General features: G+C 70.1%; 24 protein-coding genes. 6 read left to right on the top strand and 18 right to left on the bottom strand.

Going from position 1 to position 25472, the window contains the following annotated elements; all coding sequences use genetic code 11:
* Positions 1–50 precede the first annotated feature (50 nt).
* From ACEJ41_RS13050 to ACEJ41_RS13035, 4 genes are all read left to right on the top strand, one after another.
* Positions 51–2231, top strand: coding sequence for a YadA-like family protein (locus tag ACEJ41_RS13050; RefSeq protein WP_374012683.1), 2181 nt, complete (start codon positions 51–53; stop codon positions 2229–2231).
* A 95-nt stretch (positions 2232–2326) separates the two neighbouring features.
* On the top strand, positions 2327–3553 hold the full coding sequence (locus ACEJ41_RS13045; RefSeq protein ID WP_374012682.1) for a hypothetical protein: 1227 nt from the start codon (positions 2327–2329) through the stop codon (positions 3551–3553).
* A 107-nt stretch (positions 3554–3660) separates the two neighbouring features.
* Positions 3661–6213 (top strand): ATP-dependent helicase HrpB, encoded by a 2553-nt coding sequence (gene hrpB / locus ACEJ41_RS13040; RefSeq protein WP_374012681.1) that lies wholly within the window; start codon positions 3661–3663, stop codon positions 6211–6213.
* Between the two features lie 152 nt (positions 6214–6365).
* Positions 6366–6734, top strand: a complete 369-nt coding sequence (locus ACEJ41_RS13035) for a hypothetical protein (protein ID WP_374012680.1) — start codon at positions 6366–6368, stop codon at positions 6732–6734.
* Positions 6735–6789: 55 nt separating this feature from the next.
* Here ACEJ41_RS13035 and ACEJ41_RS13030 read toward each other — a convergent pair whose 3' ends face one another.
* The 5 genes from ACEJ41_RS13030 to ACEJ41_RS13010 form a co-directional block, all read right to left on the bottom strand.
* On the bottom strand, positions 6790–7362 hold the full coding sequence (locus ACEJ41_RS13030) for a pseudouridine synthase (protein ID WP_374014154.1): 573 nt from the start codon (positions 7360–7362) through the stop codon (positions 6790–6792).
* Between the two features lie 81 nt (positions 7363–7443).
* Positions 7444–7743, bottom strand: coding sequence for a putative quinol monooxygenase (locus tag ACEJ41_RS13025; protein ID WP_374012679.1), 300 nt, complete (start codon positions 7741–7743; stop codon positions 7444–7446).
* Positions 7744–7822: 79 nt separating this feature from the next.
* Entirely contained in the window at positions 7823–8689 is an 867-nt protein-coding gene (locus tag ACEJ41_RS13020; RefSeq protein ID WP_374012678.1) for a class I SAM-dependent methyltransferase, read from the bottom strand.
* Between the two features lie 145 nt (positions 8690–8834).
* Positions 8835–9185 (bottom strand): gamma-glutamylcyclotransferase family protein, encoded by a 351-nt coding sequence (locus ACEJ41_RS13015; RefSeq protein ID WP_374012677.1) that lies wholly within the window; start codon positions 9183–9185, stop codon positions 8835–8837.
* A gap of 83 nt (positions 9186–9268) precedes the next feature.
* Positions 9269–11494, bottom strand: a complete 2226-nt coding sequence (locus tag ACEJ41_RS13010; protein ID WP_374012676.1) for an NADP-dependent isocitrate dehydrogenase — start codon at positions 11492–11494, stop codon at positions 9269–9271.
* Positions 11495–11648: 154 nt separating this feature from the next.
* Here ACEJ41_RS13010 and ACEJ41_RS13005 point away from each other — a divergent pair, with 154 nt between their 5' ends.
* Complete coding sequence (locus ACEJ41_RS13005) at positions 11649–12830, top strand: class I SAM-dependent rRNA methyltransferase (RefSeq protein ID WP_374012675.1); 1182 nt, start codon at positions 11649–11651, stop codon at positions 12828–12830.
* A 48-nt stretch (positions 12831–12878) separates the two neighbouring features.
* Here the strand turns inward: ACEJ41_RS13005 and ACEJ41_RS13000 are convergent, their stop codons facing one another.
* Complete coding sequence (locus ACEJ41_RS13000) at positions 12879–13250, bottom strand: DUF488 domain-containing protein (RefSeq protein WP_374012674.1); 372 nt, start codon at positions 13248–13250, stop codon at positions 12879–12881.
* A 134-nt stretch (positions 13251–13384) separates the two neighbouring features.
* Here ACEJ41_RS13000 and rmuC point away from each other — a divergent pair, with 134 nt between their 5' ends.
* On the top strand, positions 13385–14869 hold the full coding sequence (gene rmuC, locus ACEJ41_RS12995; RefSeq protein ID WP_374012673.1) for a DNA recombination protein RmuC: 1485 nt from the start codon (positions 13385–13387) through the stop codon (positions 14867–14869).
* Between the two features lie 25 nt (positions 14870–14894).
* On the opposite strand, the gene ACEJ41_RS12990 is transcribed toward rmuC, so the two are convergent.
* The 12 genes from ACEJ41_RS12990 to ACEJ41_RS12935 form a co-directional block, all read right to left on the bottom strand.
* Entirely contained in the window at positions 14895–15404 is a 510-nt protein-coding gene (locus tag ACEJ41_RS12990) for a hypothetical protein (protein ID WP_374012672.1), read from the bottom strand.
* Positions 15405–15416: 12 nt separating this feature from the next.
* Positions 15417–17066: a hypothetical protein gene (locus ACEJ41_RS12985; protein ID WP_374012671.1), complete on the bottom strand. Its 1650-nt coding sequence runs from the start codon at positions 17064–17066 to the stop codon at positions 15417–15419.
* A 24-nt stretch (positions 17067–17090) separates the two neighbouring features.
* Positions 17091–17720: a hypothetical protein gene (locus tag ACEJ41_RS12980; protein ID WP_374012670.1), complete on the bottom strand. Its 630-nt coding sequence runs from the start codon at positions 17718–17720 to the stop codon at positions 17091–17093.
* Between the two features lie 109 nt (positions 17721–17829).
* Positions 17830–18456, bottom strand: coding sequence for a hypothetical protein (locus ACEJ41_RS12975; protein ID WP_374012669.1), 627 nt, complete (start codon positions 18454–18456; stop codon positions 17830–17832).
* 110 nt (positions 18457–18566) lie between these two features.
* Positions 18567–19196, bottom strand: a complete 630-nt coding sequence (locus ACEJ41_RS12970; protein WP_374012668.1) for a hypothetical protein — start codon at positions 19194–19196, stop codon at positions 18567–18569.
* Between the two features lie 39 nt (positions 19197–19235).
* Complete coding sequence (locus tag ACEJ41_RS12965; protein ID WP_374012667.1) at positions 19236–20261, bottom strand: VacJ family lipoprotein; 1026 nt, start codon at positions 20259–20261, stop codon at positions 19236–19238.
* Positions 20258–20572 carry a lipid asymmetry maintenance protein MlaB gene (locus ACEJ41_RS12960; protein ID WP_374012666.1) on the bottom strand — a complete coding sequence of 105 codons (315 nt, stop codon included), beginning with the start codon at positions 20570–20572 and terminating at the stop codon, positions 20258–20260. Before ACEJ41_RS12960 ends, ACEJ41_RS12965 begins: the two co-directional genes overlap by 4 nt.
* The gene (locus tag ACEJ41_RS12955) at positions 20559–21203 is read right to left on the bottom strand and encodes a phospholipid-binding protein MlaC (protein ID WP_374012665.1); all 645 of its coding nucleotides are present in this window, start codon (positions 21201–21203) and stop codon (positions 20559–20561) included. Before ACEJ41_RS12955 ends, ACEJ41_RS12960 begins: the two co-directional genes overlap by 14 nt.
* Entirely contained in the window at positions 21200–21715 is a 516-nt protein-coding gene (gene mlaD / locus ACEJ41_RS12950; RefSeq protein WP_374012664.1) for an outer membrane lipid asymmetry maintenance protein MlaD, read from the bottom strand. The genes ACEJ41_RS12955 and mlaD overlap by 4 nt, the downstream gene beginning before the upstream one ends.
* Positions 21716–21725: 10 nt before the next feature.
* The gene (locus ACEJ41_RS12945; protein WP_374012663.1) at positions 21726–22475 is read right to left on the bottom strand and encodes an MlaE family lipid ABC transporter permease subunit; all 750 of its coding nucleotides are present in this window, start codon (positions 22473–22475) and stop codon (positions 21726–21728) included.
* The gene (locus ACEJ41_RS12940) at positions 22475–23281 is read right to left on the bottom strand and encodes an ABC transporter ATP-binding protein (protein ID WP_374012662.1); all 807 of its coding nucleotides are present in this window, start codon (positions 23279–23281) and stop codon (positions 22475–22477) included. Before ACEJ41_RS12940 ends, ACEJ41_RS12945 begins: the two co-directional genes overlap by 1 nt.
* A gap of 197 nt (positions 23282–23478) precedes the next feature.
* Entirely contained in the window at positions 23479–25317 is a 1839-nt protein-coding gene (locus ACEJ41_RS12935; protein ID WP_374012661.1) for a Na/Pi cotransporter family protein, read from the bottom strand.
* Positions 25318–25472: the final 155 nt, after the last annotated feature.

Genomic DNA, 25472 nt, shown 5'->3' with positions numbered 1-25472 from the left:
GCGCCGGGTGGCCCCTCCGGTCCCCCGGACGACCTTGCTGGAGCATGTCCATGACGATGTTCGCGCGTCGGCCGCTGTATGCGGCGCTGATCCTCTCCCTGCCGATCCTCGCGGCCGCCGGCGCCGCGCAGGCTGGCAGCATCTGCGATACCACCCCCGCAACCACCGCGCCCAGCACTGCCGCGGGCGTGGAAGCGTTCGCCTGCGGCGAAGGCAACGTCGCCTCACACGACGCCAGCACCGCGATCGGCCGCGACAACATCGCCGCCAACGTCGTCGCGACCGCGGTCGGGTTCTCGAACGAGGCGCTGGGACAGCACTCCAGCGCGTTCGGGTTCCAGAGCGAGGCCACCGCCACCAACACCGTGGCATTCGGCTACTTCGCCCGCGCGTATGGGTCCCTGGCCACGTCCATGGGCCACTCCACCCGGGCCCTGGGCGCGCGCAGCAGCGCCTACGGCTTCTACGCCGAGGCCAGGGGCACCGACGCCTACGCCGCGGGCGGCTGGATCGACCTGAACGGCAGCGGCGACATCGCGTTCGACCTCGACCTGGACGGCGACGGCGTGATGGATGCGTCCTCGGAGATCGCCATCGCCGCCGGCACGAACTCGGTGGTGGTCGGCAACGCCGTGCTCGCCACCGGCGTGCAGGCGAACGTGTTCGGCAACCTCAACCGGGCGACGGCGGACTTCGCCAGCGCCCTGGGCACGGACAACGCCGCCGCCGGCCTGCAGAGCACCGCGGTCGGCTACCGCAATACCGCCGGCGGCGAGCGCAGCAGCGCCTTCGGCGCGGTCAACCAGGTCGGCGGCAACTATGCGACCGCCGTGGGCACCAACAACTTCGCCACCGGCGACTACAGCGTCGGCATCGGCTACGTCAGCAGCGCCCTGGGCGACGCCTCGGTCGCGATGGGCAGCTTCGCCACCGCCGCGATCGACTCGTCCATCGCCATCGGCACCTTCAGCCGCGCCGACGGCAACCCCGCCCTGACCAGCACCGGCTCGATCGCCATCGGCAGCATGATGGACTTCGACGGCGACGGCATGCCCTCGCCCGCCACCCTCGACACCAACGGCGACGGCGTGATCGACGCGCTCGACGCCAGCGACGAGCAGACCTTCGCCGGCGGCCAGCAGGCCACCGCGATCGGCGCGGCCAGCTGGGCCTCGGCCGACTTCACCGTCGCCACCGGCAGCCTCGCGCGCGCCAGCGGGATCGGCAGCGTGGCGATCGGCTACAACTCGGTCGGCGCGGGCGAGACCTCGATCGCGCTGGGCTACTCCGCGCGCGGCCTGGCGCAGCAGTCGGTGGCCATCGGCCACAACTCAGGTGCGATGGCCGCGGGAAGCGTGGCCCTGGGCGCGGGCGCGGTGGCCCTCCGCGACAACACCGTGTCCGTGGGCGCGGTCGGCAGCGAGCGCCAGATCGTGAACGTGGCCGCCGGCACCGCGACCACCGACGCGGTCAACCTGGGCCAGCTGCAGGACACGCTCACCAGCGCCAATGCCTATACCGACGCCCAGATCGCCGGCATCGCGCCCGGCGGCGGCGGCGGCCTGACCGGGCCCCAGGTGCGGGCGATCGCCGACGCCGGCGACGCGACCACCCTGGCCTCGGCGCAGGGCTATGCCGACACCGGCGACGCCAGCACCCTGAGCGCGGCCAACGCCTACACCGACGCGGCCATCATCAGCATCGGCGGGGTCACCCCGGGGATCGTGGAGGCGGGCGACGCGACCACCCTGACCTCGGCACGTACCTACGCCGACACCGGCGACGCCGCCCTGCGTACCGACATGGAGGCCGGCGACGCGGCCGTGCGCGCCGACATGGAGGCCGGCGATACCACCACCCTGGCCGCTGCCAACACCTATACCGACACCCAGATCGCTGCCCTGGCCGGATTCGACCCGGCTTCGATCAGCGGCCGCCTGGACGCGTTCGACGACCGCTTCGAAGACCTCGACCGGCGCATGTACCGCCAGGACCAGCGCATCGACCGTCAGGGCGCGATGGGCGCGGCGATGCTGAACATGGCGATCAACGCCGCCGGCAGCCAGAGCCCGCGCGGCCGCATCGCGGTCGGCGCCGGCTTCCAGGGCGGCGAGCGCGCGCTGTCGGTCGGCTACGGCAAGCGCATCGGCAACCGCGCCTCGTTCTCGCTCGGCGGCGCCTTCAGCGGCAGCGAACGCTCCGCCGGCATCGGCTTCGGCGTCGACCTGTAGTGCCACCGCGCGCGCCCGGCACCGGCGCGCGTCCCATCCCCTCATCAACCCCCTCATCAACGCCCCGCCCCCGCGGGGCCATGGGAGTCCCGACGATGAACACCCCCCGCTTCATCCTGCGCTGGTCGCTGGCCCTGCTGGCCGGCCTTGCGCTGCTGCCCGCTTTCGCCGCGCCGCGCATGACCGGCTTCGACCCGGCCCGGCACGGCTTCGCCTTCGTCAACAGCTTCGACAACGACGTCGTCCGTGAACTCGACATCCGCACCAAGGGCCTGTGCGGCGGCATGACCTACGCCGCGCTGGACTACTACAACGCGCGCGCGCCCATCCCGCGCCAGACCCACCGCCCCGCGGTCAACACCAAACTGCACGACTTCATCTACGACCGCCAGGTGAACTCGATCGCCGACAACGCCGACAAATGGGCCGAGCTCGGCTTCAACCCCTTCGGCGCGCGCAACGGCGAGTTCTTCAACTGGGGCCTACAGGGCTTCAACGGCGGCCGCCTGCAGGAGCTGCGGGCGAAGATAGACCGCGGCCAGCCGGTGCCGCTCGGGCTGTGGCACTACGACGGCCACTCCGGCGGCGATCACCAGGTGCTGGCGATCGGCTACGACACCGGGCGCTACACCGGCGACCTGGGCCGCTATCGCGAGGATCTGAAGATCTTCATCTACGACCCCAACTATCCGAACGAGACCAAGGTGCTGGTGCCCGACCTGCGGCGCGGCGGCTATCGCTACCAGGACGAGGACAAGCTGTGGCTGACCTACTTCGTCGACGGCAAGTACCGCGCCAGCCGCCCGCCGGCGCCGGAGGTGGTGCAGGGCGCGGTCCCGGTGCGCCCCTCGGCGTCCGCCTCGGCGCGTCCCGCCGTGCGCGCCACCAAGCCCGGCACGCAGTTGCCGGCCAAGACGCCCGCCGCCACCGGCCTGACCACGCGCGAACTGCTGCTCACCATCCACACCGGCAACGACGACCTGCGCGGCGGCAGCGACAACGCCGACGTGATGATCCGCGTGCGCGGCCTGCCGCCGGTGCAGCAGCGCAACATCAACGGCGGCCGGCGCTGGCTCGGCAACTACGACCAGACCGTGCGCATCGCCCTGCCGCGCGCGGTGCCGCTGGAGGACCTTACCGAGCTCAGCCTGGTCACCCGCTTCGGCGGCGGCATCGGCGGCGACAACTGGAACGTCGACGCGGTGCGTGTGGTCGCCGTCACCGGCGAAGGCGAGCGCGAGCTGGCCAACGTCAGCGGCTCGCCGCTGGTGCGCTTCACCGGCCAGCTGCACAACCACCGCATCGCGCTCTCGCCGCGCTGAGGCGTTGGGCGAAAGGGGGGCGCCAACCGGCGCCCCCTCCCACAGGAGAGGGACCACAGGAGGAGGAGTCCGACGGCCTGCGCGCGGCGCGCACGTATCCTGTCCGCGTGCCGCCACCCACACCCACACTCCCCATCGCGCCCCTGCTGCCGGACATCCGCCGGTCGCTGCAGGCGCATCCGCGCCTGGTGCTGGAGGCGCCGCCCGGCGCCGGCAAGACCACGGCCGTGCCGCTGGCCCTGCTCGATGCGCCGTGGCTGCAAGGTCGCCGCATCGTGATGCTGGAGCCGCGCCGGGTGGCGGCACGCAGCGCCGCGGCGTTCATGGCCCGGCAGCTGGGCGAGGATGTCGGCGACAGCGTCGGTTACCGCATCCGCTTCGAGAGCCGGATATCGGCGCGCACGCGGATCGAAGTGGTCACCGAGGGCATCCTCACCCGCATGCTCCAGGACGACCCGCTGCTCGATGGCGTGGGCGCGCTGCTGTTCGACGAGTTCCACGAGCGCCACCTGGCCGCCGACCTGGGCCTGGCGCTGGCGCTGGACGTGCAGGCGCAGTTGCGCGAGGACCTGCGCCTGGTGGTGATGTCGGCCACGCTGGATGGCGAGCGCCTGGCGCGGTTGCTGGATGCGCCGCGGCTGTCCAGCGCGGGCCGCGCATTCCCGGTGCAGGTGGCCCACTTTCCGGCGCGCCGCGACGAACCCCTGGAGGCACAGGCGCGACGGGCGGTGGAGCAGGCGCTGCAGCAGCATCCGGGCGATGTGCTGGTGTTCCTGCCCGGCCAGCGTGAGATCGCGCGGGTCCAGGCGGCGCTGCAATCCAGCCTCGAGCCTGCCCGTTCCGCGCCGGAAGCGTCCTGCTCCGCCCATGCCGGCGACGTCGAGGTCCTGGCGCTGCATGGCGAGTTGCCGGTTGAGCAGCAGTCGCGGGTATTGCAGCCCGCGCCCGCGGGCGGGCGCCGGGTGGTGCTGGCGACCAATGTGGCCGAGTCGTCGGTGACCCTGCCCGGGGTGCGGGTGGTGATCGACAGCGGGCTGGCGCGCGAGCCGCGGTTCGATCCCGGCAGCGGTTTCGCGCGGCTGGATGCGGTGGCCATCTCGCAGGCGTCGGCCGACCAGCGCGCCGGGCGTGCCGGGCGCGTGGCCGAGGGCTGGGCCTGGCGGCTGTGGCCGCAATCGCAGCGGCTGGAAGCGCAGCGTCGCCCGGAGATCGCCCAGGTCGAGCTGGCCGGGCTGGCCTTGGAGCTGGCCGCATGGGGCAGCGACGCCCTGCGCTTCGTCGATCCGCCGCCGCCCGGTGCGTTGGCGGCCGCGCGCGAACTGCTGCAGCGGCTGGGCGCGCTGTCCGACGTCGGCGGCGTGAGCGCAAGCGGCCGCCGCATGCTGGCCCTGGGCACGCACCCGCGGCTGGCGGCGATGTTGTTGGCGGCCCCGGATGCGCGCGCGCAGGCGCTGGCGGCCGACCTTGCCGCGCTGGTGGAGGCGCGTGACCCGCTGCGCAGCCGCGGCGATGCCCTGGCCGACCGCTGGCGCGCGCTGGCCGCCTTCCGCAGCGGGCGCATGCCCGCCGATGCCAGCCGCGCGGCGCTGGCCACGATCGATGCGGCTGCGCGCCAGTGGCGACGGCGCCTGGGCTGCACCGTCGCGCCGCCGGCCACCATCGAGGCGCATGAACTGGGCGACCTGCTGGCCCACGCGTTTCCCGACCGCATCGCCGCGCGGCATGCCACCGATGCGCTGCGCTACCAGCTGGCCAACGGCCGCATGGCGCGCCTGTTCGAGGACAGCGCCCTGCGCGGCGAACCCTGGCTGGTGGCCAGCGAGCTGCGCTGGGAGCCGCGCGGCGATGCGCTGCTGCTGCGCGCCGCGCCGGTGGACGAGGCGCGCCTGCGCGCCGACTTCCCGGATCGTTTCGTCGAACGCGAAGGTGCGGTGTGGGATGCGCAGCGCCGTGCGCTGGTGGCACGGCGCGAGTCGCGTTTCGACCGCATCGTGCTGGACAGTTGTCCTGCCGGCCGGGTGGACCCGGAACAGGCCGCGCAGGCGCTCACCGATGCGGTGCGCGAGCTGGGCCTGGACGTGCTGCCGTGGAGCACCGGCCTGCGCCAGTGGCAGGCGCGGGTGGTGGCCCTGGGCCACTGGCTGCCGCAGCGGGGCCTGCCCGACCTGTCCGATGCCGCGCTGCTCGCTGGCCTGGACGACTGGTTGCGCCCGGCCTTTGCCGGCAAGACCCGGCTGGACGCGCTGGACGAGGACGCCCTGGGCCAGGCGCTGCACGCATGCCTGGACTGGAGCCTGCGCCGCGAACTGGATCGCCTGGTGCCGGTACGCATTGCGGTACCGTCCGGCCAGGAGCGTCGCATCGACTATGCGCTGGACCACGCCGGCGCGCCGCAGCCGCCGGTGCTGGCGGTCAAGTTGCAGGAACTGTTCGGCCTGGCCGACACCCCGCGCGTCGCCGATGGCCGGGTGCCGCTGACCTTGCACCTGCTCTCGCCCGGTGGCCGCCCGCTGCAGGTCACCCAGGACCTGCGCGGCTTCTGGGACCGCACCTACCCGGAGGTCAGGAAGGAAATGAAGGGGCGGTATCCGCGGCACCCATGGCCGGACGACCCGTGGAGCGCGACCGCCACCCATCGGGCCAAACCCAGGGGCACGTGACCGGGCATTGACCGGGGCACGCGATGCGCGGCCGCATGAATGCCGGCCATCGGCAACCGGCGCGCCAGTGCCCGCCGCGCCTGCACTAACGTATCGTCGACAGCGTGGCGTCGACACTGGCGCCGTTCCCCACTTCCTCCACAGGGATGACCATGAGCAAGCTGACCATCATCACCGACCGCGCCATGGAACTGGCGGGACAAGCCGGCGCCGGGCTGCGTCATGCCGGTTCCAGCGTGCGCCACGCCGGCCACAACGCCGAACACTGGATCCGCACCGGTGCCGCGCTGGGCACCGCCCGTGCCGGCGCCAGGGCCGCGGGCAAGGTCGTACGCCGCAACCCCGTGGCCGTCGCTGCGGCCGCAGCGGTAGTCGGTGCCGGCGTGCTCGCCTACGTGCTGTACCGCAAGCGTCGCGAGCAGCAGCACGCCGCACCGCTGGACGGGCAGGCACAGCGGATCGAAAAGGAACGCGACGGCGCCCGTCCGCGCCCGCGTCGCAGCCGCGCCGCCGCCGACTGACTCTTCCGGCCGCCGCGCTCCGGTCGCCGCCGGCTGAACTTGGGTCCGCCGCGACTCAGGTCGCGGCAGGATCCAGCCGCCGCCACTGGCCCGGCGCCAGCCAGTCGCCGCCCGGTTGTGCGGCGTCCAGCCGATGGTTGCCCACCGCGATCCGCACCAGCCGCAGCGTCGGCAATCCCACCGCGGCGGTCATGCGCCGGACCTGGCGGTTGCGACCCTCGGTGATGGCCAGTTCCAGCCAGGCATCGGGCACGGTTTTCCGGTAGCGCACCGGCGGGTCGCGCGGCCACAGCGCCGGGGCCGGATCGAGCGGCCGCACCCGTGCCGGCCGCGTCGGCCCGTCCTTGAGCAGCACGCCCTGGCGCAGGGCCTGCAACTGGTCCGGCTGCGGATCGCCTTCCACCTGCACCCAGTAGGTCTTGGCCTGCTTGTGCCGCGGGTCGGTGAGGCGGTGTGCAAGCGCACCGTCATCGGTCAGCAGCAGCAGGCCTTCGCTGTCGTGGTCCAGGCGGCCGGCCGCGTACACGCCGGGCGGGAATCCGAATTCGGCCAGCGTCCGGTGGCCGGTTCCACCGCGGTCGGTGAACTGGGTCAGCACGCCGAATGGCTTGTTGAACAGGATCAGCATCGGATACGTCAGGTGTCGGGCACGCATCCACGCTGGCGCCGGAACCGACAGGACCGGCCCACGCGCGCGCCGTCGGGCGGATCAATCCGCGGCCAGGCCCGGCCCGCCGAGCGGGCGGGTGCGCACCTGCGATTCGAACCCGGCGATCAGCGGCCGGCCGCGGGTGATCGCCGCGCGCACGGCCGGCAGCGCAAGCGAGGCCTCGTGGTCGGCGGCGCTGTTCCAGACCTCGGTGATCCACAGCACGTCCGCATCGGTCGCGTCCTCGGCCACCACGTAGGACTGGCAGCCCGGCATGGCCGCCGTGCCTTCCAGCAGGATCGCGGCCAGGGCCGCGCGCTGGCCCGGCTGGGCCCTCAGTTTTCCGATCAACCCATGCATGGGCGGTGTTCCTCCAGAACCATGGCACGGCAATGCCGCAGCGGCGACCAGTGCGGCAATGAAGCCGCGCCGGTCCACGTCAGGCGCCGCCCGGCTTGATGAAGCGCAGGGTCATCCGGTCGCTCTCGCCGATGGCCTGGTACCTGGCCCGGTCGGCCGCATCGTGGCGGTTGCCCGGCGGCAGGGTCCACACGCCATTGGGGTGGTCCTTGGTGTCGCGCGGGTTGGCGTTGATCTCGCTGCTGGCATCCAGCTGGAATCCGGCGGCCTGGGCCAGCGCGATCACCTGCGCCTGGCCGACATAACCACTGCGGTCGTCCTCGTCCACATCGGCGGCGGCGCGGTGTTCCACCACGCCCAACACGCCACCGGGCCTGAGCACCTCGTAGAACGCCTTGAACATGCCCGGTGCCCGGCTTTCGCCGCCGCGCCAGTTGTGCACGTTGCGGAAGGTCACCACCAGGTCGGCCGAGCCCGCCGGCCCGAACACCGGCGCGGTCGGATCGAAGGCCACCACCGTGGCGCTGCCGAACTGTTCGGGTGCGGCGGCGAACTTGGCCTCCAGCCCGTCCCGGGCGCGTTGCTGGTAATCGCGACCGCGATCGGCGGGGACCGTCGCCGGATCGACCACGGCCGCCACGTAGCGGCCCTGCTCCTTCAGGTATGGCGCCAGGATTTCCGCATACCAGCCGCCGCCGGGAGTGATCTCGATGACGGTGTGCTGCGGCGCGATGCCGAAGAACGCCAGGGTGGCGCCGGGGTTGCGGAAGCTGTCGCGGGCGCTGTTGCCGGCGCGCCAGGAACCATCGATGGCGGCCTGCAGCGCAGCGTCGGCGGCCCGCTGCCGGGGGGGCTCGGCTGCCGGCGTGAGCGCCTGCACGGCCGGTGCCACCAGCGCCAGGGCCACGGCGAGCATGCAGGTTCGGGGAAGCGCGTTGCGGGTCATGGCCGTCTCCACATCAGTCGGGAGGGCGAGCCTAGCACGGGCTTTGCGACTGGCTGGCAGCGGCAGGGCATGGCTGGTGCGTGGCCAGCGCTGCACTGTGCCCTGGCAGGTCGAGTGCGCGCTGACGGCCGGAAACTCCAGCCACTCAGCGTCGCACGTACACCCAGGCCTGGCCGCCGGACGCCAGCGGCGCTCGCTCGCGGCGGTAGTCGGATACCTCGTAGCGATCGGCGGCCTCCAGTTCGGCGGCGCTGATCCGGAACACGGTGCCCTGCACCGCATCGTCCAGGTTGTCGCTGGGGCTGACGATGGGATGGAAGCGCTCGCCACTGGTGGCCAGCACCTCGGGGTCGGTGATCTCGAGCATGGTTTGCACATAGCCGCGGATCGCATCGGGCGAACCGTCCAGGCGGCGGCCGAACGAGGCCAGTTGCACGCTCTCCAGCTGCAGCGTGCCGTAGGAGAACAACAGGATGTCGGGTGTGTGGTCGGTCATGGCGGCGGGTGGTGGGGGGGCTGGAAGGACGAAGCCCGGCACTGGGCCGGGCTTCGGATGCAACGGGACGCCTTGCAGTGGCCTTACAGCGCGGCCAGCGCAGCGTTGAAGGTGGCCGACGGACGCATCGCCGGACCGGCCTTGGCCAGGTCCGGCTGGTAGTAGCCGCCGATGTCCACCGGCTGGCCCTGCACCGCACCCAGCTCGGCCAGGATCTTCGCCTCGTTCTCGCCCAGCGCCTTGGCCAGCGGTGCGAACCGGGCCTTCAGGCCCGAGTCCTGGTCCTGCGCGGCCAGCGCCTGCGCCCAGTACAGGGCCAGGTAGAAGTGGGTGCCGCGGTTGTCCAGTTCTCCCACCTTGCGCGCGGGCGAGCGGTTGTTGTCCAGGATCTGGCCGTTGGCCTGGTCCAGGGCGGCGGCCAGCACCGCGGTGGCCGTGTTGCCGGTCTGCCCGGCCATGTGCTCCAGCGACGCGGCCAGTGCAAGGAATTCGCCCAGCGAATCCCAGCGCAGGTAGTTCTCCTGCACGAACTGCTGCACGTGCTTGGGCGCGCTGCCGCCGGCACCGGTCTCGAACAGCCCGCCGCCGGCCATCAGCGGCACCACCGACAGCATCTTGGCGCTGGTGCCCAGCTCCAGGATCGGGAACAGGTCGGTGAGGTAGTCGCGCAGCACGTTGCCGGTCACCGAGATGGTGTCCTTGCCCTGGCGGATGCGCTGCAGCGAGAACTTCGTCGCCTCCACCGGCGCCAGGATGCGGATGTCCAGGCCGGAGGTGTCATGGTCCTTGAGGTAGGTCTCGACCTTGGCAATCACCTGGCGGTCATGCGCGCGCGCGCTGTCCAGCCAGAACACCGCCGGCGTGCCGCTCAGGCGCGCGCGGCTCACCGCCAGCTTGACCCAGTCCTGGATCGGCGCGTCCTTGGCCTGGCACATGCGCCAGATGTCGCCGGCTTCCACCGCGTGCTCGAACACCACCTGGCCGTCCTGGTCGGTGACCCGCACGGTGCCGGCGGCCGGAATGCGGAAGGTCTTGTCGTGGCTGCCGTACTCCTCGGCCTTCTGCGCCATCAGGCCCACGTTGGGCACCGAGCCCATGGTGGTCGGGTCGAACGCGCCGTTTGCCTTGCAGTCGTCGATCACCGCCTGGTACACGCCGGCGTAGCAGCGGTCCGGGATCACCGCCTTGGCGTCCTGCAACTTGCCTTCGGCGTTCCACATGCAACCGGAGTCGCGGATCATCGCCGGCATCGAGGCATCGACGATCACGTCCGAGGGCACGTGCAGGTTGGTGATGCCCTTGTCCGAATTGACCATGGCCACGGCCGGGCCGCTGGCATAGGCCGCCTCGACGTCGGCCTTGATCGCCGCCTGCTGCGCTTCGGGCAGCGAAGCGATGCGTCCGTACAGGTCGCCGATGCCGTTGTCCGGCGAGAAGCCCACCGACGCCAGCGCGTCGGCATGCTTGGCCAGCGCAGCCTTGTAGAACTCCGACACCGCCACGCCGAACATGATCGGGTCGGAGACCTTCATCATGGTCGCCTTCAGGTGCAGCGAGAACAGCACCCCGCCGGCCTTGGCGTCGGCGATCTGCGCGGCAATGAACGCGGCCAGCGCGGTGCGGCTCATGGTTGCCGCATCGACGATCTCGCCGGCCTGCACCGCGACCTTGTCCTTGAGCACCACGGTCTTGCCGTCGGCCTGGGCCAGCTCGATCTTCAGGCTGCCCGCATTGGCGACCGTGGCCGACTGCTCGCTGCCGTAGAAGTCTCCGCCATCCATGTGCGCCACGTGCGACTTCGAATCGCTGCGCCACGCACCCATGCGGTGCGGATGCTTGCGCGCATAGCCCTTGACCGAGGCCGGCGCGCGGCGGTCGGAATTGCCCTCGCGCAGCACCGGGTTCACCGCGCTGCCCTTGGTGCGGTCGTAACGCGCCTGGATGTCCTTTTCCTTCTCGTCCTTCGGCGCGTCCGGGTAGTCCGGCAGCGGGTAGCCCTGCGCCTGCAGCTCCTTGATCGCGGCCTTCAGCTGCGGCACCGAGGCGGAGATGTTGGGCAGCTTGATGATGTTGGCTTCCGGCCGGGTCGCCAGCTCGCCCAGCTCGGCCAGGTGGTCGCCGATCTTCTGGCCGTCGCCCAGGTAGTCGGGGAACTGCGCCAGGATGCGTCCCGCCAGCGAGATGTCGCGGGTCTCCACCTGCACCCCGGCGGTGGCGGCGAATGCCTGGACGATGGGCAGCAGCGACTGGGTGGCCAGGAATGGCGCTTCGTCGGTGAGGGTGTAGATGATCTTCGGCGTGTTCGACATGTCTGTGGGGGCTCTCTTCGTAACGGCGGAGATGGCGCAGGCAGCGGACCGCGGTGCGGCCGCGCCCGGCGGCGAAACCTCCGTATTGTCGCGTGTTTTGGCCGGCGATGCGCGCGCGCCGGCCACCGGGCGCCCCTGCCCGTACAATTGCCCGATGGATACCCCCTACCCCGCCGTCCGCCTGAAGAACGCCTGGCGTTCCAGCCATCCCTGGATCTTCCAGAAGCTGGTCGAACGCCCGCCGCAGAAGCCCAAACCCGGCGAGATCGTCGATGCATTCGACGTCGAGGGCCGGTTCATCGGGCGCGGGTTCTACAACGGCCACTCGCGCATTGCGCTGCGCATCCTGGAGACCGACCCGGCCGTACCGGTGGATGCGGCCTGGTTCGCGCGGCGCATCGGCGAGGCGGTGGCGCTGCGCCGCGAGGTGCTCAAGCTGGACGATGTGTCCGATGCCTGGCGGGTGGTCCACGCCGAGGGCGATGGCCTGTCCGGGCTGGTGGTGGACCGCTATGCCGACCTGCTGGTGGTCGAGTTCTTCAGCGCCGGCATGTACCGCCACCGCGAGTGGATCTACGAGGCGTTGCGCCAGCATTTCGACGGTGCGCGCATCTACAGTTTTGCCGACGAGCATGTGCAGAAGCAGGAGAGCTTCGACTATCGGCCGGTGTACAGCGAGGGTGGCACCCCGCCACCGGCGGTCATCACCGAGCACGGCATCCGCTTCCGCGCCGATCCGGCCGGCGCGCACAAGACCGGCTTCTTCGCCGACCAGCGCGAGAACCGGCAGTGGTTTTCGCAGCAGGTGGCCGGCAAGCGGGTGCTGGACCTGTGCTGCAACACCGGTGGCTTCGCGGTGTACGCCGCAGCGCGGGGAGCGGCTGAAGTGACCGGCATCGACATCGACGAGGCGGTGATCGAACTGGCCAAGGGCAATGCCCGGCTCAATGGGGTGCGCCCGAAGTTCGTGCAGGCCGACATCTTCCCGTGGCTGCGCGATGCGGCCGCACGCGGCGAGCAGTACGACGCGGTGGTGCTGGACCCGGCCAAGCTCACCCGCGACCGCGACCAGGTCATCACCGCGCTGAAAAAGTACCTGGACATGAACAAGCTGGCCCTGGGCGTGGTCAAGCCGGGCGGCCTGCTGGCAACGTTCTCGTGCACCGGCCTGGTGGCGGAGGACCAGTTCCTGGACATGCTGCGTCGCGCCGCGTTCTTTGCCGGGCGCACGGTGCAGGTGCTGAAGGTGGCCGGCGCCGGCGCCGACCATCCGTTCCTGGCCAGCGTGCCGGAATCGCGCTACCTCAAGGCGGTGTTCTGCCGGGTGCTGGACTGATCGGCGGGACTGGCGTGCGGCAGGCGCACGCCCGCTCCGCTGCGGCGCTCAGCCGGGGCCGTGCATGAGGTAGTCGCGCAGCGCCACCGCGTTGTTGTGTTCCTCGTCGCGGGCGGCGTAGAGCAGGGTCACCGGGCCCCGGCCCCGGTAGGCACGCAACTGGGCCAGGGCCTCGGGATTGGCGGCCAGTTCAGCGAAATAGCGTTCGCGGAACGCATCCCAGCGGGCAGGGTCGTGGCCGAACCAGCGGCGCAACTCCGCACTGGGTGCGATCGCCCTGAGCCAGGTTTCGATCTGCATGTCCACCTTGGTGATCCCGCGCGGCCACAGGCCGTCGACCAGCACGCGCTGGCCATCGCCCGGTGCGGGGTCCTCGTATGCGCGCTTGAGGTGGATCGGGTGGCGGACGCGGCTGGCCATGGGTGGGCGCTCGGTGGCTGGGAGGTGCCAGGGAAACGATACGCCCGGACGATGCAGGTGTGCGTGCACACCGTGCGAGCCGGTCTTGCCATTGCGTCGCATCCACCGGGACCGGCACCGCTACACTCGCCCATATGACCGATACCACCCTGCTCTACCTGCTGGCCGTGCTGTTGCTGCTGGCCCTGGCGCTGCTGGCGACGCTGGTGCTGCGCAGGCCCGACGCTGCGCTCGAGCGCATGCGCGCGCACCTGGAAGACGCCCTGCGTGGCGAACAGCGCGATGGCCGGCTGGAACTGCGCCAGCAGCTCGATGGGCTGGCCGCCAGCCAGGGCCAGCGCATCGATGGCTTTGCCCTGCACCTGGCCGATCTCGGGACGCGCGTTGACACGCGCCTGGACCAGTTGCGTGACAGCCTCAACGAAGATGCACGCAAGGGCCGGGCCGAGACCGGCGAGGCGCAGAAGGCACTGGGCGAACAGTTGGCCGCGCTGCGCGCCAGCCTCAGCGAAGATGCGCGCAACGCACGCCAGGAAGCGCAGCAGGTGCAGCAGGCGTTCGCCGAGCGCCTCGACCTGCGCCTGCAGGAGCTGACAACGCGCAGCGAACAGCGCATCGGCGAGATGCGCGCCACCCTGGATTTGCAGCTGCGCAACCTGCAGGAAGACAACGCGGCCAAGCTGGAGAAGATGCGCGAGACGGTGGACGAGAAGCTGCAGAGCACGCTCACCACGCGCCTGGATTCCTCGTTCAAGCTGGTGTCCGAGCGCCTGGAGCAGGTCCAGCGCGGGCTGGGCGAGATGCAGCAGCTGGCCACCGGCGTGGGCGACCTCAAGCGCGTGCTGAGCAACGTCAAGACCCGCGGCGGTTGGGGCGAAGTGCAGCTGGACAACATCCTGGAACAGACCCTCACCGGCGACCAGTACGCACGCAGCGTGCGCGTGCGCCCGGACAGCGCGGAGATGGTGGATTTCGCCGTGCGCCTGCCTGGCCGCGGCGGCGATGATGTGCCGCTGTGGCTGCCGATCGATTGCAAGTTCCCGCGCGAAGACTACGAGCGCCTGCTCGATGCGCAGGACCAGGCCGATGTGGAGGCGGTGCGCGTGGCCGGCGCGCAACTGGAAAAGGCCATCCGCATCCAGGCCAGGTCCATCTGCGAAAAATACGTGGTGCCGCCGCACACCACCGACTTCGCGGTGATGTTCCTGCCCACCGAGGGCCTGTATGCCGAAGTGATCCGTCGCCCCGGGCTGACCGACGCGCTGCAGCGCGAGCATCGCATCGTGGTGGCCGGGCCGACCACCATCACCGCCCTGCTCAACAGCCTGCAGATGGGCTTTCGCACCTTGGCCATCGAGCAGCGCTCCAGCGAGGTGTGGAGCCTGCTGGGTGCGGTCAAGAGCGAGTTCGGCAAGTTCGCCGGCATCCTCGAGCGCGCCGAGAAGCAGATCAACACCGTCGGCAAGAGCCTGGGCGACGCCAGCCGCAAGACCCGCACCATCGAGCGCAAGCTGCGCGGGGTCGAATCGCTGGCCCAGGACCAGGCCCAGGCATTGCTGGAACTGGGCGCGGACGAGGCTGGCGACCTGGATGACCCGGACGGGGACGCGGTGGACTGAGTGCCGGTGCCGCCGGGTCGAAGGCTCAGGGACCTTGCCCGTCCACCAGCACGAACTCGCCGCCCTGGCTTTTCCAGGTCGGCGTGTCCCGGTCGATGCGGATGCAGGGGCGGCCGCCGCAGGAGCTGATCTCCACGTGGCGCGAGGCCTGCAACACCTCGGCCGATACCGCCGCCGCATCGGCGCGCGCCCGCGCTTCCTGCAACTGCGCATGCTCGTGCCGCAGCATCACCAGCAGGCCCACATAGACCAGCACGAAGCCGGCGGCCAGCGCGCCCAGCCCCAGCCACGCCCGCCCGACCACCGGTCGCAGTGCGTTGGCGGCCTGGCGCTGCTGCTCCTGGAACATCTGCGCCATGGCCTGCTTCAGCCTGGCTTCCTCCGCCTCGCGTTCCGCGGCCAGCCCCGCCTGCGCGGCGTGGGCCTGCTGCAGGGCACGCAGCGCGTCATGGGCCTGCCGGGCCTGCGCATCCGCACTGGATTCCAGCCGTTCAACGGCCAGCATCATGCGGCGCAGTGCGTCGGTATCGCTCATGCAGGGCCCGGCCTAGCGCATCATCGCGTGCCCGTCCTGCGCATGGTGCTGCACGGGACGCGCTGGCTCGGGGTCGCGCTGCCGATGGCCGGACTCGGCGGCATGGCCCTGGTTTGGCGAGTCGTGTGACCTGGCGTCGTCGAGCGCGGCGTCCCACAGCGCCTGCCCCTGCCCGGATCGGGCGAACGCCTGTTGCGCAGCGCGCGCGCCGGCGTGGTCGCCGGCCTGCAGGGCCGTGATCCAGCGATCGACCATCGGGTCACCGCTCGGTGCCACCGGCCCGGCCGTGATCGGCACGTGTTGCAGTGCGTGGCCCATGCTGCTGTCCTGGGTGTGGTGGAAGAACCCGGGTGTGGCCGGCGTCGTGCTGGTGTCGAGGTAGGCGCGCGGGGTCTTGTTGGAGCCCAGGTCCAACCCGCCACGCTCCAGCAGGTCTTCCTTGAGTCCCAGGCCCGCCATGTCGATGGAGATCACAGGGCGTGCCCCGTTGTGCAGCACGTTGGCGCGATTCTCGGCCTTGAAGACCTGCTCCAATGCCCAGTTGCCGTAGTAGTTGGTGTAATCGTCCGAATGGCTCAGGCCAAGGCCCACGCCGCGCTGGCCCAAGCTGGCATAAAGTGACGATGGACGATCGAAGTAATACTGCGCCGCGGCTTCGATATTGCCGGGCGTGGGGGCGAGACTGCCGTCGGAGTTGAAGGAGTAGCCTGGCTTAGGGATGGCCTTGTTCCAGTTCTGAGGGTCCGCTTCCACGAAGTCCTCAATTCGACCATTGGAGATTTGATGCATCAAGTCCAGGCCGATTGCATTGGGGCTGATTTCCCGCTCCCTGCTTAGCAGGGCGTTCCAGCCAGCAATATTCGCAATAGCCTCGTCCTCGCGGACGCCTCGAATGTATGCACGCAATTCGTCAGAGTAATCGTGCACCGAACCCAGCGCCAGGCCTTGGCGGTTGATATCCTGCAGGAAAATCGCACGGCGGCTGTCGCTGGTCGCGTCATTGAAGCCATGCTGGATCTCATGCCCGAGGACGAAGGTCATGTCCCGGGCGTTGTAGGCGCCCTGCAGATTGCTGCTTGACCCGGTCTGCAGGCCTAGCGGGGGCAGGTTGATGCCCTTGGGCGTACCGTCCACCGCAGCCTCGTTTCCGTCGTAGGTGCCGCCTGCGGCTGCACCATGTGGCAGCAGGCTGAAATGCCGCACGTGGCCTTGGGTCCACGCCTCCTTGATCTGCTCGGCCAGCACCGGCGACCGGTTCAGGGTGGACTGCAGGTTGTCCACCATGTCCTGGTCCACGGGCTGCGTGTTGCCCGCTGCGTCCTGCCAGGTCTTGTAGGCAAAGTCGACCGACATTGTTTGCACGCCGAGCACCGCATCCAGGTCCGTGGTGGGGACCGGCCCGGTCGGGTGGAAACTGGCCCGTGGCAGGGTGACCACCCCGGCGGCCTTGTCATAGGTGCCGGTCCGGTTGGGGGCACCCCCCGGTGCCTCAAGGGCAAATCCGGTGAGCTGGCCCGCGTCGGCCTGCCGGTTGAACTCGGCAAGCCGGTCCACGTCCCCGGTGACGGCATCGCGCAACTGCGCTTCCTGGTCGGGGGTGACGCCCGGCTGTGCCCCGAACCGGGCCAGTGCTGCTTCGAGGCGGGGGGTTGGAGTTGTCACAGTGCGCTTTCTGCTCGATTCGGGTCAGTTTATCGTGGCAATTGTCTTGACACATATCGGCCCTGACTCCCCAGCCAGCGGATCCAGGGCTGTGATTCCGACCACGAAGTCCGACTTGTGATATCTCCACGAGCGGACCTCACCGATTTCTCCGTAGACAGGCCGGGCCTCGAATCCCATGGACTGTATAGCCTCATGGTAATGATGGAAGTCCAGTTCGCAGATCGCGGACATGGTGGTCACGCCGTCATGCAGTTGCTGGAAACGCAGCGCGACGCCGGTGCGCAACGAGGCCGATGCAGGGACGAAGTTCAGAATGTATCTCCAACCTCCTCCCAGGTCCCCACTGGCATAGCCGGTGGCCAGTTCATCTGGCTTGACCTCGTCCAAGACGATACCGGTCACCCGCCTGATGAGTTCGGGCGTCAGTTCGTCGCGCGACTCGATGCTCCCGATCAGCTTGAGGAAGCGCCGGCCCATCTCGGCTGCGGTCGACGGTGGGGCCAAAGCCTGGGGAGTGGATGCGTCCGTCATGCCATCAGTTCCGTTGTTGCGGGGAGCGTTGGAATGGGCGCAGCCTGTCACAGCCATGGCCGAGGACAGCAGCACCGCAGTGGCTGCGCGGGGGAAGCGGAGGCGGTGCGGGTCTGTCATCGTTGAGGCATTCCGTCGCGGGGGCGCGGACACGATACCCAGCCAGGGTACGGATGAAAACACCCCGGGATGAGCTTGCGGCCTGCTGCCGCTGCCATACACCTCAACGTCAGTTCAAGGTGCCGATGGCCTGCACGCACACCCGTCCGGCTTGTCCGGCCACCACGTTCTGAGGAATGACCGAGATCACGAAGTCCGACTTGTAGTATCGCCACTCACGCAGCTCACCGATCTCGCCGTGGATCGGTGTGTCATCGAAGCCCATGGCCTTGAGGGCGTCGTTGTAATAGTCGAAGTCCAGTTCGCAGACTGGGGACATGTCCGCAAATCTCTCCGCTTCGTGCTGGAAGTGCAGTGATATCCCGGTGGGTGAGGATAGCGAACCCGGGTAATAGGTCAAGCCAAAGAACCAGCCGCCACCCAAGGGCTCGCTGGTGAAACCTGCACCCAGATCGCCTGGCTTTACTGCCATCGAAATGCCTGTGAGTGCTCGTATGCGTTCAAGAGTGACCTCGTCGCGCGACTCGATGCTCCCGATCAGCTTGAGGAAGCGCCGCCCCATTTCGGCGGCAGTCGTCGGTGGTGCCAAAGCCTGGGGAGTGGATGCGTCCGTCATGCCATCAGTTCCGTTGTTGCGGGGAGCGTTGGAGTGCGCGCAGCCTGTCACGGCCATGGCCGAGGACAGCAGCACCGCAGTGGCTGCGCGGGGGAAGCGGAGGCGGTGCGGGTCTGTCATCGTTGAGGCATTCCATCGCGGGGGGCGCGGACACGATACCCAGCCAGGGTACGGATGAAAACACCCCAGGATGAGCTTGCGGCCCGCTGCCGCTGCCATGCACCTCAACGTCAGTTCAAGGTGCCGATGGCCTGCACGCACACCCGTCCGGCCTGTCCGGCCACCACGTTCTGTGGAACGACCGAAATCACGAAGTCCGACTTGTAGTATCGCCACTCGCGCAACTCGCCGATCTCCCCATGGATGGGAGTGTCGTCGAAGCCCATGGCCTTGAGGGCGTCGTGGTAATCGTCGAAATCCAACTCGCAGATCGCCGACATGTCCGCCCATCTGTCTTCCTGGTGCTGGAAGTGCACGCTGACGCCGGGACGTCGGGAGACCGACTCCGGCACGAAGCTGAACATATAACGCCAGCCACCTCCCAAGTCACCACTGCCGACCCCGGTTATCAATTCACCAGGCTTGACCTCGTCCAAGGCGATGCCGGTCACCTGCCTGATGAGTTCGGGGGTCAGTTCGTCGCGCGACTTGATGCTCCCGATCAGCTTGAGGAAGCGCCGCCCCATTTCGGCTGCGGTGGTGGGTGCAGCCAGGCGTTCGGCGTCGGACGCTTCCGTGATGGCATCAGCGCCATGTTCCTGGCGACCCGTGTGTGCACAACCGGCGGCCACCAACATCGCCGCGGACAGCAGCACCACAGTGGCGGCGCAGTGGAAGCGGGGACGGCGTGGGTCTGTCATCGTTGAGGCATTCCCTGGTACGACGAAAGGCGCGGGAGTTCAGCCGCCCGGGATCGGCATGGCCCCCGCCGGCACGGTGGGATCGTGCGCGGGATCGATGAGGTAGTCGGGCAGGTCTTCGTCGTCGTGATGGCGGCGATCGGAGTCGATCATGTAGTTACGCCGTTGCAGCCATGCGTCGCGGGTCATCGCGTACTCGTCCGGGGCGGCGTCGCGCAGTGCGTCCAGCGACAGCAGGCGCACGCGGGTGTCCACCAGTTGCAGGCCCTGCAGGCCGATGCGCACCGCGTCCTCGTCGATCTGCCGCACCGGTGACAGCGGTGCGTCGGCACCCAGGCCCAGTACGTCGCGCACCGTGCGAGGGCCGAAGAACGGCACTTCCACGTAGCGCGACTGGCGCCAGCCCCAGGTACCCAGGGTCTGGCCGAAGTCCTCGCGCCGGCGCTTCATCTTCAGGTCGCTGGCCGGGTCGAACAGGCCGCCGATACCGAGCGTGGAGTTGACCAGGAACCGGCCCAGGGTCTGTGCCGCATCGCGCGGACGGCCCTGCAGCAGCTGGTTGACGAAGGTCACCGGCGAGCCGAGGTTGTCGAAGAAATTGCTCACGCCCAGGCGCAGCGGCTGTGGCACCACGGCCACGTAAGCGGTGGCCAGTGGCCTGGCGATCGCGCGATCCACCGCGTTGTTGAACGCATGGACCCGGCGGTTCATCGGTTCCCACGGATCGTATGCCGGGCGCGCGTTGCCGCCATTGCCATCAACGGTGATGTCGGCCGGTGCGCCGTAGAGCGCGGCGAAGTCGGCCTCGGCGTCCGTGGCATCGCCGGGTGCGGCAGTTGCATCCGCGGTTGCGTCCGTGGGAAGGGCCTGATCGGAATGCGCGGGTGCCGCGGCGGGTGCTGCTTCGGGCGGCTGCAGTTCAGCGGTCGCAGCCGGCCCGGCGTGTGTCACCGCCACCGACGCGGGCGCCGCTGCACCACCGGGTTCGGCAGCCTGGCGCGGCGCGCTGGCACACGCGGCCAGCAGCATGGCCGGCAACACGGCACCGGTCAGGAAACGGATCATCGGGACGCTCCTGCGAAATCGAGAGTGGGGTCCATCCGGTAAGCGGCGCGCAGTTCAGCCAGGCCGGGCGGGTCGCCGACCACCTGCGGGCGGGCACCGGTGGCGGCGATGCGCGCGACCAGCTCCGCCAGCAGGGCCAGGCCCGCGCTGTCCAGCGCGTTGATGCCGGCCAGGTCCAGCGTTTCCACGCCGGCCGGCAGAAGCGACGCGACCGGCCACAGCGCGCGCGCCGCAGCGCGGTCCAGGCGACCGTGCACGTGCAGCACTGCGCCGTCGCGGCGCAGGCCGGCGGCCGGGTCAGCGGGCGCCATCGGCCGGCGCGGATTGCAGGCTGCCGTTGCGCAGCTCGGCTGCCACCTGGGCGATGGACTTCTGCCGCAGCGGGCCGTCGAACTGGCTGCGGAAGGTCTGCACGTAGGACACGCCTTCCACCATCACATCGAAGATCTTCCAGCCGCCGTTGTTGCGCACGTAGTAGTCCACCGGGATCGGGTCGGCGCCATCGCGCAACAGTTCGGTGGCGACCTTCACGCCCCGGTTTCCGGGCAGCGGAGTTTCCGACTTCAGGCGGATGCGCGGCTTGCCTTCGAAGCTGAGCAGCGCGGTGCCGTAGCGCTGCATCAGGTTGTCGGCCATCGCGTCGGCGAACAGCTTCACGTCGGCGTCGCTGGCGCCGCGGCCATGCACGCCCAGCACCAGGCGCGCGGCGTACTCGCGGTCGAAGCTGGTGCGCAGCTCGCCGTCGATGAACGCCTTGAGTGCGGCCTGGTCCTTCTGGAATTCGGCGCGACGCTGTTGCAGCGTGGCCAGGATGCGGGTGCCGTTGTCGACCACCAGCTTGCCCGGCGCTGCGGTTGCGGCGGCCTGCTGGGCCTGGGCGTGGCCGGGCACGGTTGCCAGCAGCGGCATGGCCAGGGCGAGGGACAGGATCAGGGATTTCATGGCAGTGGTTCTTCCACGGGCTGCGGGGGGGGAGGGGACGACGCGGCGGCACCGGGGCCGCCACCGAACATGTACTTGCCGACCAGCTGGATCAGGTCGATTGCCGGCTGGGTGAACGCGATCTCGTCGCCCGGCTGCAGCACCTCGGGGTCGCCGCCGGGTTGCAGGCCGATGTAGCTCTCGCCCAGCAGGCCGCTGGTGAAGATGCCGGCGGAGGTGTCGGCCGGCAGCTCGGCATAGCGCTCGTCGATGGCCAGGGTGACGATCGAGTCGAAGCGCACCGGATCCAGTTCCACATCCTGCACCCGGCCCACGACCACGCCACCGATCTTCACCGGCGCCTGCAGCCGCAGCTGGCCCAGGTTGGAGAAGCGGGCCACCAGCGGGTAGCTGCCGCCGCCGATGCCGAACTGGCGGTTGGTCGAGGCGAAGGCCAGCACCAGCAGCGATGCCAGCGCCAGCACGAGGAAGGCGCCGACCGCGAATTCAAGCCTGGGACCACGGATTGCCATGGGGAATTCCTTATTGGAACAGCAGAGCCGACATCACGAAGTTGAGCATCAGCACCAGCAGCGAGGCGTTGACCACCGCGCGGGTGGTGGCCACCGAGGTGCCCTCGATGGTGGGCTCGGCATGGAAGCCGACATACGAGGCCACCAGCGCGGCCACGCCGCCGAACACGGCCGACTTGAGCAGGGCCACGCCGAAATCGTCCCAGAAATCCACGCTGCCCTGCAGCGCGGCCCAGAACGTGCCGTTGTCCAGGCCCAGCACCTTGACCGCCTCGAACCAGCTGGCGCTGATCGCCATCGAGCAGAAGAAACCGGTCAGCAGCGGCACGCACAGCACCGCCGCCCAGAACCGTGGCGCCACCGCCTTGGCCACCGGATCGATGGCCATCAGTTCCAGCGCCTTGATCTGGTCGGTGGCGCGCATCAGGCCCAACTCGGCGGCGATGGAACTGCCTGCGCGCCCGATGAACAGCAGCGCGGTCAGCACCGGCCCCAGCTCGCGGTACAGCGAAAGCCCCAGCAGGGTGGACAGCGCGTCGGCCGCGCCGAAGGTGGTCAGGGTGCGGTAGCCCTGCAGGGTCAGCACCAGCCCGACGAACGCGCCGCCCACCGCAATGATCGGCAGCGAGCGCCCACCGACCTTGTAGATCTCGCGCACCAGTTCGGCAAAGAACCCGCCGGTGGGCAGCGAGGCGCGCAGCACCGACAACGAGAACAGGCCGGCGCGGCCCAGCGACTGCAGGCTGGCGACCATGGCCATCAGGCGGCCTCCACGGGTGTCGAAGCGCCGGCGCGCGGGTTGCCCTCGAACGGAATCGGCCCATCCGGCTCGCCGCGCAGGAACTGGCGCAGCAGCGGGTCCTCGCTGGCTTCCAGTTGCGCCGGGGTGCCGTCGAACACGATGCCGCCGTTGGCCACCACCACCGCCTGGTCGGCGATGGGCAGGGTTTCGCGCACGTGGTGGGAGACGATGATGCTGGTCAGCCCCAGGCTGCGCGACAGGCGCCGGATCAGGCTGGTGATCACGCCCGATGCAATGGGGTCCAGGCCGGTCAACGGCTCGTCGTAGAGCATCAGCGGCGGATCCAGCGCCAGCGCGCGGGCCAGGGCCACGCGCCGGGCCATGCCGCCGGACAGTTCGCGCGGATACAGGCCGGCGACATCGCGCAGGCCCACGGCGTTGAGCTTCATCGCCACCAGCCGTTGCAGCACCGGCTCGGGCAGGCGCGCGTGCGTGCGCAACGGCAGGGCCACGTTCTCGGCTGCGGTCAGGTCGGTCAGCAGGCCATTGCCCTGCAGCAGCACGCCGATGCCCTTGCGCATCTCCAGCAGCGCACGCGCACTGCGCGGCACCGGCTGGCCGAACACCTGCACCTGGCCGGCCACCGGGGCCAGCTCGCCGGTCAGCGCGGCCAGCAGGGTGGACTTGCCGGTGCCCGACGGGCCGAGAACGGCGGTGATGCTGCCACGCGCCACGCGCAGGTCGACGTCGCGCAGGATGACGCGCCCGCCGCGGTCCAGGCGGACTCCATCGAGCACGACGGCATTGGCGTTGGAGGCGGGCATGGGGCGGCGTGCTGTCCTTGGCGATGTAAAGGTCGCAAGCGGCGCATCATGCGCACGCAAGACTGAATCTTAACCTATCGATTGAACCGGCCAGTACAGGAATGTCCCTGTCGCGCGCGGCTCATCGCCCCGCAGGACCATTGCCGGTACCTGCGTCGTCACGCAGGGTTTGCCGCCGCCTGCCGGGTCGATCGGTGCTACCGGGGCGCAGCGTCCCCGGCCAGCTGGCGCAGCCGTTGCAGCGAACCCGGCTCTTCGGCAAAGGCGAACACCTGGCGCAGGCTGCGATGGATCTGCTCGGCGTAGCCCAGGTCGTTGAGCAGCGAGCCGGCGTCCAGGCCGTCGAACACGCCCTGCCGCACCTGCTGGAACAGCGCGTGGCGGAAGCGCGCATGGAAGGCCTCGGCCTCCCGGTCCAGTGCTTCCAGGCGTACCGCTTCGGTGGCGGTGTCGGCGCCCACGTCGCGGCCCAGCTGGTGCATGGCGCGGATCTGGCCGAACAGGTGCGCACGCAGGTCCATGTAGGCCGCGCGCGCCGCGGTGTCCGGCCCGTGCAGGCGCAGGCGCAGGTTCTTCTGCAGGTGCTTGGTGCTCTTGACCGCGTTGACCATCTGCAGCGCGGCCATCTGGCTGCCGGCCCAGAAGCGCTGGTGTTCCTCGTCCAGCGGCAGCTCCAGCCGGCTCATGAAGGCCAACAGGTCGCCGTACACGCCCTTGACCCGCTGCTGGTAGAGCAGCTCGGCGTCGAAGCACGCGCCTTCGGCCGGCGCGCTGCGCAGCAGGGCCTGGTCGGGCACGGCCGCGGTCAGCTGTGCGGCTGGCAGGCACAGCGCCTGGCAGATCACCTCCAGGCTCAGCTGGCCCAGGTGGCGCAGCTCCAGCGCCACCGCGGCGGCGGCGGCGTCGGCCGATTCCAGCGCCGGGCCGCTGAGATGGCGTGCGTGGATCCGTGCCACCTCCGATGCGTCGCCATGCGTGGCGGCGGTCGGCATCGCCGGGTCGCGGCGTTCCGGCAGCACGCGCAGCAGCAGCGCTTCAAGTTGCCGCTGCCAGGGCCAGAACAGGGCCACGCCGCTGGCGTTGAACAGGGTGTGGAACAGCGCCAGCTGCAGCAGCGCGTTGTCGCCGAAGCCGGCCAGCCCGGTCAGCGCGTGCACCATCCAGGTCAACGGCACCAGCAACAGCAGCGCCACCAGCGCGGTGGTCACGTTGAACAGCGCGTGCGCCAGCGCCAGCCGCTGTCCGCTGCGATTGCCGCCCAGCATGCCGACCGCGGCGGTGCTCACGCTGCTGCCCACGTTCGAGCCGATCGCCAGGGCCAGGCTCTGTTCCAGCTGCAGCTGGCCGCCGGCCAGCGCGGCCAGGGTCAGCATCAAGGTGGCATGGCTGGATTGCAGGACCACCGTGATCGCCAGCCCGGCCAGCACCCACAGCAGGGTGCCGGCCGCGCCTGCGTCCTGCACCGTGGCCAGGTCCAGGCCGCCACCGACCTGGCCGAACCCGTCCTTGAGCTGGTCGATGCCCAGGAAGATGAAGGCCACGCCCAGCACCACCCGGCCGGCGGCCTTGCCGGGCGCACCGGCCAGCCCGCCCAGCACCCCGAACACCAGCAGCGGCAGCGCCAGCGGCGACAGGCTCAGGTCCTGCCCGGCCAGCGCCAGCAGCCAGATGCCGGTGGTCGCGCCCAGGTTGGCGCCGAAGATCACCGCGATGCCGCCCGCCAGCTGGATCAGCCCGGAGCCGATGAAGGCAATGGTCAACAGCGACACCAGGGTGCTTGACTGCAGCACGGTGGTGCCGGCGATGCCGAACAACAACCCGCGCACGGGCGTGCCGGTGCTGCGTGCCAGCAACCGTTCCAGGCGGCCGCCGGCCAGTTGCCGCAACCCTTCCTCCAGGCACTGCATGCCGAACAGGAACAGTGCCAGGCCCGCGCACAGGTGCATCCACCCGGCGTTGTTCCAGAACAGCCAACCCAGTCCCGCGGCAGCGGCCAGGGCCAGGAACAGACGCAGGTTGCGGGCAGGCGTGGGCATCGCGGCATCCAGGGTGGATCGGGGATTATCCCTGCCCGGGCGCGGCAGTCCCACCGGCCTGCGGCGCGGCCGGTCGTGCCGAGGTGTGCGGCGCGGTTGCGTGCAGGCATGTTGCCTTTCCGTCGCACGCGGTGAGCGCGGCTGCGGCAAGATGG

This window comes from Pseudoxanthomonas koreensis, assembly GCF_041890415.1.
In the GTDB taxonomy this organism is placed as follows: Bacteria; Pseudomonadota; Gammaproteobacteria; order Xanthomonadales; family Xanthomonadaceae; genus Pseudoxanthomonas; species Pseudoxanthomonas koreensis_A.
This window is presented reverse-complemented; position numbering and strand designations above follow the sequence as displayed.

What these genes read in the sequence shown, in the direction of transcription:
- ACEJ41_RS13050 (WP_374012683.1), top strand. Translation starts at nt 51, where the DNA reads ATGACGATGTTCGCGCGTCGGCCGCTGTATGCGGCGCTGATCCTCTCC.
- ACEJ41_RS13045 (WP_374012682.1), top strand. Translation starts at nt 2,327, where the DNA reads ATGAACACCCCCCGCTTCATCCTGCGCTGGTCGCTGGCCCTGCTGGCC.
- ACEJ41_RS13035 (WP_374012680.1), top strand. Translation starts at nt 6,366, where the DNA reads ATGAGCAAGCTGACCATCATCACCGACCGCGCCATGGAACTGGCGGGA.
- ACEJ41_RS13030 (WP_374014154.1), bottom strand. Translation starts at nt 7,362, where the DNA reads ATGCTGATCCTGTTCAACAAGCCATTCGGCGTGCTGACCCAGTTCACC.
- ACEJ41_RS13025 (WP_374012679.1), bottom strand. Translation starts at nt 7,743, where the DNA reads ATGCATGGGTTGATCGGAAAACTGAGGGCCCAGCCGGGCCAGCGCGCG.
- ACEJ41_RS13020 (WP_374012678.1), bottom strand. Translation starts at nt 8,689, where the DNA reads ATGACCCGCAACGCGCTTCCCCGAACCTGCATGCTCGCCGTGGCCCTG.
- ACEJ41_RS13015 (WP_374012677.1), bottom strand. Translation starts at nt 9,185, where the DNA reads ATGACCGACCACACACCCGACATCCTGTTGTTCTCCTACGGCACGCTG.
- ACEJ41_RS13010 (WP_374012676.1), bottom strand. Translation starts at nt 11,494, where the DNA reads ATGTCGAACACGCCGAAGATCATCTACACCCTCACCGACGAAGCGCCA.
- ACEJ41_RS13005 (WP_374012675.1), top strand. Translation starts at nt 11,649, where the DNA reads ATGGATACCCCCTACCCCGCCGTCCGCCTGAAGAACGCCTGGCGTTCC.
- ACEJ41_RS13000 (WP_374012674.1), bottom strand. Translation starts at nt 13,250, where the DNA reads ATGGCCAGCCGCGTCCGCCACCCGATCCACCTCAAGCGCGCATACGAG.
- rmuC (WP_374012673.1), top strand. Translation starts at nt 13,385, where the DNA reads ATGACCGATACCACCCTGCTCTACCTGCTGGCCGTGCTGTTGCTGCTG.
- ACEJ41_RS12990 (WP_374012672.1), bottom strand. Translation starts at nt 15,404, where the DNA reads ATGAGCGATACCGACGCACTGCGCCGCATGATGCTGGCCGTTGAACGG.
- ACEJ41_RS12980 (WP_374012670.1), bottom strand. Translation starts at nt 17,720, where the DNA reads ATGACAGACCCGCACCGCCTCCGCTTCCCCCGCGCAGCCACTGCGGTG.
- ACEJ41_RS12975 (WP_374012669.1), bottom strand. Translation starts at nt 18,456, where the DNA reads ATGACAGACCCGCACCGCCTCCGCTTCCCCCGCGCAGCCACTGCGGTG.
- ACEJ41_RS12970 (WP_374012668.1), bottom strand. Translation starts at nt 19,196, where the DNA reads ATGACAGACCCACGCCGTCCCCGCTTCCACTGCGCCGCCACTGTGGTG.
- ACEJ41_RS12965 (WP_374012667.1), bottom strand. Translation starts at nt 20,261, where the DNA reads ATGATCCGTTTCCTGACCGGTGCCGTGTTGCCGGCCATGCTGCTGGCC.
- ACEJ41_RS12960 (WP_374012666.1), bottom strand. Translation starts at nt 20,572, where the DNA reads ATGGCGCCCGCTGACCCGGCCGCCGGCCTGCGCCGCGACGGCGCAGTG.
- ACEJ41_RS12955 (WP_374012665.1), bottom strand. Translation starts at nt 21,203, where the DNA reads ATGAAATCCCTGATCCTGTCCCTCGCCCTGGCCATGCCGCTGCTGGCA.
- mlaD (WP_374012664.1), bottom strand. Translation starts at nt 21,715, where the DNA reads ATGGCAATCCGTGGTCCCAGGCTTGAATTCGCGGTCGGCGCCTTCCTC.
- ACEJ41_RS12945 (WP_374012663.1), bottom strand. Translation starts at nt 22,475, where the DNA reads ATGGCCATGGTCGCCAGCCTGCAGTCGCTGGGCCGCGCCGGCCTGTTC.
- ACEJ41_RS12940 (WP_374012662.1), bottom strand. Translation starts at nt 23,281, where the DNA reads ATGCCCGCCTCCAACGCCAATGCCGTCGTGCTCGATGGAGTCCGCCTG.
- ACEJ41_RS12935 (WP_374012661.1), bottom strand. Translation starts at nt 25,317, where the DNA reads ATGCCCACGCCTGCCCGCAACCTGCGTCTGTTCCTGGCCCTGGCCGCT.